This is a genomic window from Massilia sp. GER05 (genome assembly GCF_052056005.1).
GTDB lineage: Bacteria > Pseudomonadota > Gammaproteobacteria > Burkholderiales > Burkholderiaceae_D > Telluria > Telluria orientalis.
The window spans coordinates 2,598,420-2,610,484 of the sequence record NZ_CP178858.1 but is presented as its reverse complement, the minus strand read 5'-3'; the positions used below and the strand labels follow the sequence as shown (position 1 = coordinate 2,610,484).

10 protein-coding genes are annotated in these 12,065 nt (G+C 65.6%); 2 read left to right on the top strand and 8 right to left on the bottom strand.

From position 1 onward, the window contains the following. Window positions 1-2 precede the first annotated feature (2 nt). From ACL58G_RS11710 to ACL58G_RS11690, 5 genes are all read right to left on the bottom strand, one after another. Window positions 3-563: a hypothetical protein gene (locus ACL58G_RS11710; protein WP_440967014.1), complete on the bottom strand. Its 561-nt coding sequence runs from the start codon at window positions 561-563 to the stop codon at window positions 3-5. A gap of 97 nt (window positions 564-660) precedes the next feature. Further along, window positions 661-1,734, bottom strand: coding sequence for a porin (locus ACL58G_RS11705; protein WP_413340493.1), 1,074 nt, complete (start codon window positions 1,732-1,734; stop codon window positions 661-663). A gap of 22 nt (window positions 1,735-1,756) precedes the next feature. Further along, window positions 1,757-5,401 (bottom strand): hydantoinase B/oxoprolinase family protein, encoded by a 3,645-nt coding sequence (locus ACL58G_RS11700; RefSeq protein WP_413383530.1) that lies wholly within the window; start codon window positions 5,399-5,401, stop codon window positions 1,757-1,759. A 93-nt stretch (window positions 5,402-5,494) separates the two neighbouring features. After that, the gene (locus ACL58G_RS11695) at window positions 5,495-6,772 is read right to left on the bottom strand and encodes an MFS transporter (protein ID WP_413383528.1); all 1,278 of its coding nucleotides are present in this window, start codon (window positions 6,770-6,772) and stop codon (window positions 5,495-5,497) included. A 26-nt stretch (window positions 6,773-6,798) separates the two neighbouring features. Further along, complete coding sequence (locus ACL58G_RS11690) at window positions 6,799-7,572, bottom strand: putative hydro-lyase (RefSeq protein ID WP_413383526.1); 774 nt, start codon at window positions 7,570-7,572, stop codon at window positions 6,799-6,801. Window positions 7,573-7,716: 144 nt separating this feature from the next. Here ACL58G_RS11690 and ACL58G_RS11685 point away from each other — a divergent pair, with 144 nt between their 5' ends. Next, window positions 7,717-8,652 (top strand): LysR family transcriptional regulator, encoded by a 936-nt coding sequence (locus tag ACL58G_RS11685; RefSeq protein WP_413383524.1) that lies wholly within the window; start codon window positions 7,717-7,719, stop codon window positions 8,650-8,652. Window positions 8,653-8,835: 183 nt separating this feature from the next. Here ACL58G_RS11685 and ACL58G_RS11680 read toward each other — a convergent pair whose 3' ends face one another. Further along, window positions 8,836-9,147, bottom strand: coding sequence for a hypothetical protein (locus ACL58G_RS11680; protein ID WP_413383522.1), 312 nt, complete (start codon window positions 9,145-9,147; stop codon window positions 8,836-8,838). A gap of 197 nt (window positions 9,148-9,344) precedes the next feature. After that, the gene (locus tag ACL58G_RS11675; protein ID WP_440967010.1) at window positions 9,345-10,481 is read right to left on the bottom strand and encodes a sensor histidine kinase; all 1,137 of its coding nucleotides are present in this window, start codon (window positions 10,479-10,481) and stop codon (window positions 9,345-9,347) included. Between the two features lie 347 nt (window positions 10,482-10,828). Between ACL58G_RS11675 and ACL58G_RS11670 the strand changes: the two genes are divergently transcribed. Then, window positions 10,829-11,038, top strand: a complete 210-nt coding sequence (locus ACL58G_RS11670; RefSeq protein WP_056136492.1) for a cold-shock protein — start codon at window positions 10,829-10,831, stop codon at window positions 11,036-11,038. A 96-nt stretch (window positions 11,039-11,134) separates the two neighbouring features. Here the strand turns inward: ACL58G_RS11670 and ACL58G_RS11665 are convergent, their stop codons facing one another. Next, a complete protein-coding gene (locus ACL58G_RS11665) occupies window positions 11,135-12,058 on the bottom strand; it encodes a LysR family transcriptional regulator (RefSeq protein ID WP_440967008.1) in 924 nt (307 codons plus the stop codon). Window positions 12,059-12,065 lie beyond the last annotated feature (7 nt).

The following is a 12,065-nucleotide window of genomic DNA, read 5'->3' as shown; positions in this document are numbered from 1 at the left end:
ACTCAGGTGCCGATGGCGTGGCGCTCGAGATGCTGAACAACGGGATCCAGCTCAGGCAGCGGCGGCGCGAATTCGCAAGCCTGCGCGGCCGAAGTCCAAGGGTAGCCCGCGCGCTGGAGCCACGGAAATACCAGACTGGCCGTGCTCGGCGGAAGCACCACCATGGCATGGATGGAAATCACGAGCGCGCTGGCCAAACGCGGCGATCCGGAACTGAACGTCCAGTCGTAGGCGCCGCATCCGACGCGGGTGTTCTTCGTGTCCTTCTCTGTCATTCCGACGAGCCACGCGCAGCAGAAAGCATCGGCAGCTTCCGGTGGGCGCGCCAGATAGAAAGAGTAGATGTTCTCGTAGGTCTTGTTGAACTGCGTGACCAGCGTATCGGCGATGGCGCCGCGCCCTTGCGTGACTGTCGGGAACGTGATGTTGCTGCAACTATTGTCGATGTGGAGCGATGCATCGGATGTGAAAACGCGGTCCAGCAAACAGGGGCGATTTTCATCCTTGGCATGAAAGTAGTTTCGCAGGACGACTTCGGGCGTAAGCAAGGGAGAAGGAGACATGGTGCATCCGGTATGATGGAAATACATGCTGCATGGTCATACAGCATGCATTTCCATCGGGTTTTGGCAAGCTTAATCGTCTTGAATGCCTACGCAATCAAAACGCATGCCGTATCCCCACATCGACCGCCCCGTTCCCCGATCCCCCTTCGATGGCGCTGCCCACCGTATAGCTGGCGCCATGCCGGTTCACGATGTGCGAGATCGAGGTGTACAGCTCGGTCCGGCGCGACAGCGCATAGCGGTAGCCCAGCGCATACTGGCTCGCATCCTGGTCGAGCGCGCCGCGGTCGTCCTTGTGGATCCACGACACCATCCACGTGTGCGGGCCGGACGGGATCGTCGCGCCGAGCAGCACGTCGCGGCTGTCGCTCGATGCGACCGGCGTGACGGGCCGGCCGTACGGGTTCGCCGTGTTGCGCAGCAGGGAACTGTTCAGGCCCTTGTCGACGCCGTACGCGACGTGCGCCTTCACGACGCCGAAGTCGTAGACCGCGGCCAGCACCGTGTTCTTCGCGCTGCCCGCATTTTTGATTGCCGCGGTGTCGTTGTTGCGGTTGTGGTAGCCGAGCCGCACGCGCAGCGGGCCGCTGGTGTAGTCGAGCGCACCGCCGAACTGCCGGCCGGCTGCACTGTCTCCCGTCACCTCGCCGGCGCCATACACCAGTTCCGCGCTCACGCCGCCGATGGCGGGCGATACGTATTTCAGCGAGTTGTCCATGCGGCTGGCCGAGTTGCCGGTCGGGGCCATCAGGTTCTTCGAATCGCCCGCGTAGCCGGATGCGAACGGATCGGCCATCACCACCGTCAGGTATTGCGGCGTGTACTGGCGGCCCGCCGTCAACGTGCCGAAGCCGCCCTGCAGCCCCGCATATGCCTGGCGCCCGAACAGCAGCCCGCCCTGCCCCAGCGCGCCGGTGTCGGCCTGGAAGCCGCTCTCCAGCAAAAAGATGGCGGCGATGCCGTTCCCCAGTTCTTCGCGGCCCTTGAAGCCGAGCCGCGAGCCGGCGCCCACGCCGCTCGTGAGCTTGGTGACGTCGCCGCCGCTGCCGCCCGTTTCCCGGACGAGCGCGACGTCGACCAGGCCATACACGCTGACCGACGCGCCATCGGCGGCGACGGCATTCATGCAGAGCGCGCCCAGCGCGCCGGCACACAGGATTGTTTTCATCGTTGTCCCTTTCTCGTTGTGGTTATTCGTAGTTCGCGGCCGGCGCATACCCGCCGCCGCCTGGCGTCTCGACGACGAACACGTCGCCCGGCTGCACCTCCGTCGTCGCCACGAAGCCGAGTTCCTCGACCCTGCCGCCGGCGCGCACGACGTAGTTGCGGCCGCACTTGCCGGGCTCTCCGCCCGCCATGCCGAACGGCGGGACGATGCGGTTGTTCGACAGGATCGAGGCCGTCATCGGCGCGAGGAAGCGGATCCTGCGCACGCCGCCATTGCCGCCATGCCAGCGTCCGCAGCCACCGGAGTCGTGCGCAATCTCGTAGCTGTCCAGGCGCACCGGATAGCGCCATTCGAGCACCTCCGGATCCGTCAGGCGCGAGTTCGTCATGTTGGTCTGGACGACGTCGGTGCCATTGAAACCCTCGCCCGCGCCCGAGCCGCCCGCGATGGTTTCATAGTACTGGTAGTCCGCATTCCCGAACGTGAAATTGTTCATCGTGCCGGGTGACGACGCCTGCACGCCGAGCGCGCCGTACAGGGCGTTCGTGATGCAGCTCGACGTCTCCACGTTACCCGAGACGACGGCCGCCGGATAGCGCGGATTGAGCATCGACCCTGCCGGGATGATCACGTTCAGCGGCTTCAGGCAGCCCGCGTTGAGCGGGATGTCGTTGTCGACGAGCGTGCGGAACACGTACAGAACGGCCGCCATGCAGATCGAGCTCGGGGCGTTGAAATTGTTGTCGAGCTGGGGCGACGTGCCGGTGAAGTCGATGTCGGCCGTGCGCGCGGCGTGGTCCACGCGGATCGCCACCTTGATCTCGGCGCCGTTGTCCAGGCGGTACGTGTAGCTGCCGTCCGTAAGCGCGCCGACGACGCGGCGCACGGCTTCCTCGGCATTGTCCTGCACGTGCCGCATGTAGGCCTGCACGACGTCGAGCCCGAACTGGTCGACCATCTTCAGCAGTTCCTCGACGCCCTTCTGGTTCGCGGCCACCTGCGCCTGCAGGTCGGCGATGTTCTGCGCCACGTTACGGCACGGGTAGTCGCCCGACCGCAGCAGCGCCATCGTCTCGCGTTCCAGGAAGCGGCCTTCGCGCACCAGCTGGAAGTTGTCGATCAGGACGCCCTCTTCCTCGACCCTGCGGCTGTTCGCCGGCATCGACCCGGGCGCGATGCCGCCCACGTCCGCATGGTGGCCGCGCGACGCCACGTAGAACAGGATGTCCTTCCCTGCCCGGTCGAACACGGGCGTGATCACGGTGATGTCCGGCAGGTGCGTGCCGCCGTGGTACGGGTCGTTGAGCATGTAGACGTCGCCCGCGCGCATGCGGCCGCGGTTCGCTTCGATCACGGTGCGGATGCTCGCGCCCATGGAACCCAGGTGGACGGGAATGTGCGGCGCGTTGGCGATCAGGTTGCCCTCGGCGTCGAACAGCGCGCACGAGAAGTCCAGGCGCTCCTTGATGTTCACCGACACCGCCGTGTTCTGCAGGCGCAGGCCCATCTGCTCGGCGATGCTCATGAACAGGTTGTTGAAGACTTCGAGCATGACCGGATCGGCCTCGGTGCCGATGGCCTTGCGGCGCGCGCGCGGCGCCACGCGCTGAAGCACGAGGTTGTCGTCCGCCGTGACTTCCGCGATCCAGCCCGGTTCGACCACGTTGGTGCCGTTCGCCTCGACGATGATCGCGGGGCCCGCGATGCGATCGCCAGGCCGCGTCTGCGCGCGCAGGTACAGCGCGCTGTCGTGCCACTCGCCGCCCGAATACACGGCCACCGTCTCGTGCGGTGCCAGCGGCGCGGTGCGCGGCGCGGGATCGGCGGCGTGCGCGCTGCCGGCGTCCGTGGCGCCGATCGCTTCCACCGAGATCGCCTCGATGACGATCGCCTTGTCAGGCATGAGGAACGAATAACGCTTGCCGTACGCTTCCTCGAACTGCACCTGCATCGAGGCCACGCTGTCGTGCTGCACGATGATGACGGAATCCGTGCCTTCGTAGCGCAGGTGCGCCCGTTTGACGACGCGCACGGCATCAAGCGCGATGCCCTGCGCCAGCAGTTCATCGGTCGCTTCCCGCGCCAGCGCATCGAGCGCGGCGCGCACCGCGCCGGTCGTGTCGTCGGACAGCGCCGTTTCCATCGTCCGCTCGCGCATCGCCGTCTGGCTCGCGAGGCCCATGCCGTACGCGGACAGCACGCCGGCGAACGGGTGGGCGAAGATGCGGGTCATGCCGAGGGCGTCGGCCACCAGGCACGCGTGCTGGCCGCCGGCGCCGCCGAACGTGGCCAGCGTGTATTCCGTCACGTCGTGGCCGCGCTGCACCGAGATGAACTTGATGGCGTTGGCCATGCTGCCGACCGCAATCTCCAGGAAGCCTTCGGCCACCTCTTCCGGCGTGCGGCGCTGGCCCGTCTCGCGTTCGATGCGCGCGGCGATCTCCGAGAATTTTTCGCGCACGATGGCCGCGTCCAGCGGCTCGTCCGCGTGCGGGCCGAACACCGCCGGGAAGTGCGCGGGCTGGATCTTGCCGAGCATGACGTTGCAGTCGGTGACCGTGAGCGGACCGCCGCGGCGGTAGCTGGCCGGGCCGGGATTCGCACCCGCGCTGTCCGGGCCGACGCGCAGGCGGCTGCCGTCGAAGTGCAGCACCGAGCCGCCGCCCGCCGCCACCGTGTGGATGCTCATCATCGGCGCGCGCATCCGCACGCCGGCCACCTGCGTCTCGAATTCGCGCTCCAGTTCGCCCGCGTAGTGCGACACGTCGGTGGACGTGCCGCCCATGTCGAAGCCGATCAGCTTGCCGAAGCCGGCCTTGCGCGCCGTGCCGACCATGCCGACGATGCCGCCGGCGGGGCCGGACAGGATCGAGTCCTTGCCCTGGAAGCGGTGCGCGCCCGTCAGGCCGCCATTGCTCTGCATGAAGAGCAGGCGCACGCCTTCCATCTCGGCCGCGACCTGGTCCACGTAGCGGCGCAGGATCGGCGACAGGTACGCATCGACGACCGTCGTGTCGCCGCGCGAGACGAGCTTCATCATCGGACTGACCTGGTGCGAGACGGACACCTGCGTGAAGCCGGTTTCCGCCGCGATGGCGGCAATCGTGCGCTCGTGATCGGGATAGCGGTAGCCGTGCATCAGCACGATCGCGACGGAGCGGAAGCCGGCGGCATGCAAAGCGGCCAGTTGCATACGGACGGCAGCCGTATCGAGCGGCACGATCACGTCGCCGTGCGCGCCCACGCGCTCGTCGACTTCGACGACGCGTTCGTACAGCAGCTGCGGCAGCACGGGATGGCGGTCGAACAGGCGCGGACGGTTCTGGTAGGCGATACGCAGCGCGTCCCTGAACCCTTTGGTGATCAGCAGCGCGGTGCGCTCGCCCTTGCGCTCCAGCAGGGCGTTCGTCGCCACCGTCGTGCCCATCTTGACGGCTTCCACGAGGTCGGGCGTGATCGGCGCGTCGGGCGCGATGCCGAGCAGGCGGCGGATGCCGGCGACGGCGGCGTCGCGGTACTGCTCGGGATTTTCGGACAGCAGCTTGGCCGTCACCAGCGCGCCGTCCGGCTTGCGGGCGACGATGTCGGTGAACGTGCCTCCGCGGTCGATCCAGAACTGCCAGCGCGAACGCGGCGTGTTGTCTTGATGCGTCTCTTGATGATGCATGGTCTTACCTCTTCAAAATATCGGGGCGTGCGCAGGCAAAGCGCCGCCCCGGCGCGCGGGGCGCGATATCGTCGTACGTGGATTCAGGAAGGATCAGGATTCGAGGCGCTTGCCGCGAGTCTCGGGCAGGGTCAGCGCGGCCAGGACCATGATGCCGTAGGCGCTGGCCGCGAACAGGCCGATGGCGTGGCCCAGCGGGACCGTCTGGCCGACCGCGCCGATCGCGAACGGGAACAGCGAACCGATCGCGCGCCCCATGCTGTAGCAGAAACCCTGGCCCGAACCGCGCATGCGGGTCGGGAACAGCTCGGTCAGGAACGCGCCCATGCCGCTGAAGACGCCGGAGACGAGGAAGCCGAGCGGGAAGCCGAGCACCAGCATCACGTTATCGGTGACCGGGAGCCGGGTGTAGGCCAGCGCGATCGCCAGCGAGCCGATCGCGAACAGGATGAAGTTGCGCTTGCGGCCCAGGCGGTCCGTCAGGTAGGCGCTGACGATGTAGCCGACGTACGAGCCGGCGATGACCATCGCCAGGTAGCCGCCGGTGCCCAGCACCGTCAGGTGGCGTTCCGTCTTCAGGAACGTGGGCAGCCAGGTCGTGATCGCGTAGTAGCCGCCCTGCGCGCCCGTCGTCAGCAGCACGGCGCGCACGGTCGTCGACAGCATCTGCGGCGAGAAGATCTCGGTGAACTTCGCCTGCTCCGCGTGCTCGCTGCGGCGCTGCTCGGCCAGGAACACGTCCGGCTCTTCCACGAAGCGGCGGATGTAGATGACGAAGATGGCAGGAAGGATCCCCAGCAGGAACAGCGAGCGCCACGCCAGTTCGGGGGGCAGCAGCGAGAACATCAGCGCGTACAGCAGCGCCGAGACGCCCCAGCCGAGGGCCCATCCGGCCTGCACCATGCCGACCGCCTTGCCGCGGTCCTTCGCACGGATGACCTCACCCATCAGGATCGCGCCGGCCGTCCATTCGCCGCCCATGCCGAAGCCCATCAGGCCGCGCGTCACGAGCAGCTGGTCGAAGGTCTGGGCAAAGCCGCTCAGCACCGTGAACAGCGCGAACCACAGGATCGTCAGCTGCAGCGTCTTCACGCGGCCGATGCGGTCCGACAGGATGCCGGCCAGCCAGCCGCCGAGCGACGACGTGAGCAGCGTGACGGTGCCGATCAGGCCGGCGTCGCCTTTCGACAGGCCCCACGTCGCGATCAGGGTGGGAATGACGAAGCTGAGGAATTGCGTGTCCATCGCGTCCAGCGCGTAGCCGACCTTGCAGCCGATGAAGGTGCGGCGCTCCGTTTTCGTGAGCTGGCGCAGCCAGCCGAAATGGCTCGTATCCTCCGCGCGCTCCTGCGCGAGTTCTTGTGTGTTCATGTCGTCTCCGTTTGTGGGTTTGTTTTTTACAGCGTCGCCAGCGAAGCGTTGGGTATGTCGGTCACCAGCATGTAGCCCGGGCGATGGGTGATCACGAACGGCAGGCGCGCCGCCCGGATCGCCTCCTGCGGCGTGACGCCGCAGGCCCAGAACACGGGAATCTCGTCCGCCATGACCTCGACCGCGTCGCCGTAGTCGGGCCGCGCCAGGTCGGCGATGCCGATCAGGCGCGGGTCGCCCAGGTGCACGGGCGCGCCGTGGATCGCGGGATAGCGGCTCGTGATCTGGATTGCGCGGATCGCGTCCTGCGCCTTCAACGGGCGCATGGACACGACCATGTTCCCGCCGAACGGCCCCGCCGCCGCGTTCGGGATGTTCGTGCGGTACATGGCGATGTTCCGGTCCTGTTCGATGTGGCGCAGCGGGATGCCGGCGGCCAGCAGCATTTCCTCGAACGAGAACGAACAGCCGATCGCGAACGCGACCAGGTCGTCGCGCCACAGGCCTTCCAGCGACACCGGCGCTTCCGCCAGCTCGCCGTCGCGGTACACGTAATAGCCCGGGACATCGGTGCGCAGGTCGAGATCCGCGCCGAGCGCCGGCACGTTCCACGCGCCCGGCTCGCCGACCGCGAGCAGCGGACAGGCTTTCGGATTGCGCTGGGCGAAGCGCAGGAAATCATGGGCATGCGCGTCCGGCAGGATGACGAGATTGGCCTGGGCATAGCCGCCGCAGACGCCGGCGGTCGGCTTGCGGAATTCGCCCGCGCGGACCAGGCGACGGAACTGGATCGGTTTCATGGATTTCTCGCGTGGTAATGACATGGAAACAAGCATAGATGCATCGTCCGTTTCCGCCAAACCACTTATTTTTACCGCATGTGTTAAGTTTTCCTAAACGCGCTTTTGATCCGTTCCCCTCATGCATAAAGTATTCTTGACGCTATGAATACACGTTTCCTCGAAACCCTGATCACCCTTGCCCAGCTGCGCAGCGTCCGCGCGACGGCCCGCGCCATGCATGCGACGCCGGCGGCGATCTCGCTGCGGATCAAAGCACTGGAAGAAGAACTGCAGACGGAACTCATCGACCGCAGCACGCGCGAATTCCGGCTGACGCCGAACGCGGACTACCTGCTGAACCACGCGAAGGCCGTCGTGGACGCGACGCGGCGCCTGCGCGAAGCGGCGCGCACGGAAAGCGCGGTGCGGGGCCGGCTGCGGCTGGGGGTGATCGAGACGGTGGTGCACAGCTGGCTCGCGCATTCCGTACGCCAGCTGAACGCCAGTTTCCCGGAGCTGGAAATCGATCTCGTCGTGGACATGAGCACGACGCTGGAAAAACGTTTACTGGCGGGAGAGCTCGACCTGGTGGTCGGCATCGAAGGCGTGAACAGCAGCGAGATCACGTCCGAGCCGCTGGCCGTCTATCCCGTGCGCTGGATCGCGCGCGCGGGCCTGCTGGCGCCGCAGCGCGAAGGCCTGGCGCAACGCCTGCTGCAATTCCCGATCCTGACGTTCGGGCGCGGCACGCAGCCGCACCGGATGCTGGAAGACATCGTCACCCGGCTCGCCAATCTGAGCGCGGTGCCGCTGGAACAGACGCGCATCACCTGTTCGCCGTCCGTGGCCGCCATCATCCAGCTGATCCGCAACGGCTTCGGCGTGGCCGCGATTCCCTGGCTGTTCGTCAGTAGCCATCTCGAGAACGGCGAATTCGTGGAGGTGCCGCTGCAGCCCGTGCCGCCGCCGATCATCGTGTCGATGAGCCGGCGCACGAACGCGCCGGTGGCGGTGCATGCGGCGGCGTCCGCCGTGCGCGCGGCCTGCGCGGAGTATTGCGCGCAGGTGGACGGGCGGTATATCGAGAGCCTGGGCTGAGCGAGAGCCTGGGCTGAGCGCGTCCGTCAGGCCGGACGGCGCGGCGACAGCGTCATTGCTGGCGCTTTTTCTCTTCCTTCTTGACTTTCTTGTCCGCCTTCTTTTCCTTTGCGGTCTTGGCCGGTTCCTTCTTCGTGGACTTTTTCGCGTCCTGGCTTTTACTCATTGTTTTCTCCAGTCAAATTAATGGATCACGCAGCCGCGCAGCTTCGGCAGAGGCTGGAGCGCGGTGGCGACTTCACCTTCGGGATCTTCTTCGGTTTTCAACTGGATCCATGCCAATACCTCGGCAATACTGGCCAGGCCGCTGTGCAGGGATGCGCGCGCTTCGAAAAATTCGGACACTTCCGGGTTGCCGGGTTCCGGCACGAGGAGAACGGAATGCCCCAGTGCGCGGATACGGGTTTCCAGCTCTTCCAGATCGGACGCCAGCGCGTCATGGAGTGCTTCGATGGCCGCCACTGCATCATCCATATCGTAGGATTCTTCATTCATCGCAGTTCTATTTCAGCCTTATGGTTGTCTTGGTGATACGCGGCACGGAGAAGTCGCCCGTCCCATCGCGGGTCGTGCAACGGCAGCAAAGCTTGATGACGGAAGAGAGCTAGACAGGACCGCCCCGAAGGGCATGGCAAGGAGGACAACAATCCGGGACGCGTGGACACACGATACAGCAATTATGCAAATGCCGCTCAGGCGTTGCTGGACGGGCCGTCGGCCAAGCGCCGATCCTGCGCGCGCCGCGGCAGCGTCACCGTGAAGGTCGTGCCATCCTCCGCATTCGACGCAACATGGATCTGCCCGCCATGGGCGTGCACGATTTCGCGCGCGATGAACAGGCCGATACCGAGGCTGGTGTGCTCGGCCTGGTCGCTGCCGATGCGGGCGGCGACGCGGACGAGGGGCTCGAACACGGTCGACACCTTGTCGGGCGGGATCGGCGGGCCCAGGTTATTGATGGCAAGGATGATATCGTCGTCGGTGGCGGTCAGGCCGACCCGGATCGGGGCATTCTTGTCGCCGTACTGGATGGCATTGCCGATGAGGTTGGACAGCATCTGTGCGATGCGGCCGTCGTCGAACACGGCATCCAGCAGCGGCGGCACGTCCAGTTCGATCCACCGCTCCGGATGGAAGGTGCGCAATTCATCGACCACCTGCCGGCACACCGACACCATGCTGCCCTGCCGGACGCGGATCGGCATGCCCGGCCCCAGATGGGTGCGGGTGAAGTCGATCAGGTCGTTGACCAGCTTGCTCATGCGTTTGGCGCTGCTGAACATCCGTGTCGCCACGAGGATGTACTTCGGCGGGATATCGGTTGCCTGCATGACGAAACTCGCCCCGCTGACCAGCGTGCCCAGCGGATTGCGCAGATCGTGGCCAAGGATCGCGAGGAACATGTTCTGCGATTGCTTGACCAGTTGCTCATACCGCGCCACCGACTCGGCCAGGGCCTGGTCGACCGCCTCGTTGAAGCGCACCATGTCATCCATGTCCGTGGCGCGACTCCCGGGCGCCGCGTCCCGCCACAACGCCAGCACGCTCGAGCGCAGGGCGCGGTACTCGGACACCAGTTGCACGACGGTATAGCCGGACAACAGGCGGGCCTGGGCATGCGCTTCGGCGGCCGTTTCCTGGCCGTCGTGCTTGCCCTGCCCCCTGGATTTGGCGATACGCTCCTGGTCGGACTGGTGGCAGCCGAGATCGTCCGCGAAGGTGAGCAGCATCAGGCGCGCGTGATCGCGTAGCTCTTCGTCATCCATCGTCAAGGCCGGCGGTTCGATCGTGCGCGCAAAATTCTCCCATTCCTGCAGGATCGCTTCCATATTGTCGCGTATGAAATCGGCAAGCCTATATTGCCTCGTTGTCATAAATAACCTTGTATTACCCGATTCCGCGACATTCGCATCGAAGGGGTAAATGATAATAACAGCGTTATTCCCCACCCAATGGATAATTCGACAAAACCTGCCTATCGAAAATAAATCCGAAATAATTAGGTGAATTCGGGAAAGTCCTGTATCTTTCTTCTGGCACTACATCAAGTCGTTGTTATTGTTGGTCTTTCTCTCCCGTTCGCCTCCCGGCGGTCCTGTTTGATTTCCTCCTTACTCTCTTGGTCGTACTGCATTCCGGGCGTCTTGCCCATAGCATCTTTAAGGATTGAAACAAAATGACGACTCAAACCGGCACCGTGAAATGGTTCAACGATTCCAAAGGCTTCGGCTTCATTACGCCTGACGCAGGCGGCGGCGACCTGTTCGCCCATTTCCAGGACATTCAATCGGAAGGTTTCAAGAGCCTTGCCGAAAACCAGCGCGTCTCGTTCGTGCGCTCGACCGGCCCCAAGGGCGAAAAAGCCGGAAATATCCGCGCTATTTAATCGGCCTGATTAATTGCCGAAATGCACCACGCAGATAGCGTGGGCGTTTCAACCGCAATAAAAGAAAACGGATTCATGTAATGTGAATCCGTTTTTTTATTTTGGATGTCCGAAACGCGGCGCCTCGCGCGCAAACGCCACCAGCTGCTCCCGCACCCAGCGCTGCGCTGCGTCGCCGTGGTTGCGGTTATGCCAGGCCATGCGGATGGCGAAGCCGGGAACCGGCAGCGGCGGTTCCAGCACGCGCAGGCGATTGGGACGCCCTTCCACCATGCGGGCCGGCACGAGGGCGACGAGGTCGGAACGTTCGACCAGGTCCGGCACCGAGTGGAACGTCGACGCCGACACGACGACGCGGCGCCGCAGGCCCTGCGCATCGAGCACCTCGTCGACCGGCGTGGTAAAGCTGCCGCCGCGCGGCGAGACCATCACGTGTTCCAGTTCGCAGAACCGCGCCGTATCCAGCGGCCGGCGCAGCGCCGGGTGGCCGCGCCGCGCGATGAAGACGTAGCGCTCCTCGAACAGCGGACGCGAACGGAGAGACTCCGCGATGCCTTCCGGCGTCAGCACCGCGAGGTCGACGTCGCCCTTTTCCATCTGCGCTTCCAGGCGCGCGGAATCGGCCGGACGCAGGGCGATACGCAGGCCCGGCGCCGCGCGGCGCAGCGCGAGCGTGAAGTCGAGCAGCAGCGCCGCTTGCACGTAGTCCGAACACGCCACGTGGAGCGTGAACTCGTCGCGCGCGGGGTCGAAGGCGCGGGCCGACGTCACCACGTCGCGCAGCTGCGCGAGGGCCGCCGCCAGCGGCGCCTGCAGGCCCAGGGCCAGCGGCGTGGGCGTCATGCCGCGGTGGCTCGGCACGAACAACGGGTCGCCCAGCATCTCGCGCAGGCGCGCCAGCTGGGCGCTCAGCGCGGGCTGGCTCAGGTTCAGGCGCTGCGCGGCGCGGCTCACGCTGCGCTCGGCCAGCAGCGCGTCCAGGGTCACGAGCAGGTTGAAATCGATGCGCTTGATATCCATTTTTTGG

Coding starts and splice junctions, on each gene's coding strand:
- ACL58G_RS11680 (WP_413383522.1), bottom strand. CDS start 9,147: ATGAATGAAGAATCCTACGATATGGATGATGCAGTGGCGGCCATCGAA.
- ACL58G_RS11710 (WP_440967014.1), bottom strand. CDS start 563: ATGTCTCCTTCTCCCTTGCTTACGCCCGAAGTCGTCCTGCGAAACTAC.
- ACL58G_RS11670 (WP_056136492.1), top strand. CDS start 10,829: ATGACGACTCAAACCGGCACCGTGAAATGGTTCAACGATTCCAAAGGC.
- ACL58G_RS11695 (WP_413383528.1), bottom strand. CDS start 6,772: ATGAACACACAAGAACTCGCGCAGGAGCGCGCGGAGGATACGAGCCAT.
- ACL58G_RS11700 (WP_413383530.1), bottom strand. CDS start 5,401: ATGCATCATCAAGAGACGCATCAAGACAACACGCCGCGTTCGCGCTGG.
- ACL58G_RS11705 (WP_413340493.1), bottom strand. CDS start 1,734: ATGAAAACAATCCTGTGTGCCGGCGCGCTGGGCGCGCTCTGCATGAAT.
- ACL58G_RS11665 (WP_440967008.1), bottom strand. CDS start 12,058: ATGGATATCAAGCGCATCGATTTCAACCTGCTCGTGACCCTGGACGCG.
- ACL58G_RS11675 (WP_440967010.1), bottom strand. CDS start 10,481: ATGGAAGCGATCCTGCAGGAATGGGAGAATTTTGCGCGCACGATCGAA.
- ACL58G_RS11685 (WP_413383524.1), top strand. CDS start 7,717: ATGAATACACGTTTCCTCGAAACCCTGATCACCCTTGCCCAGCTGCGC.
- ACL58G_RS11690 (WP_413383526.1), bottom strand. CDS start 7,572: ATGAAACCGATCCAGTTCCGTCGCCTGGTCCGCGCGGGCGAATTCCGC.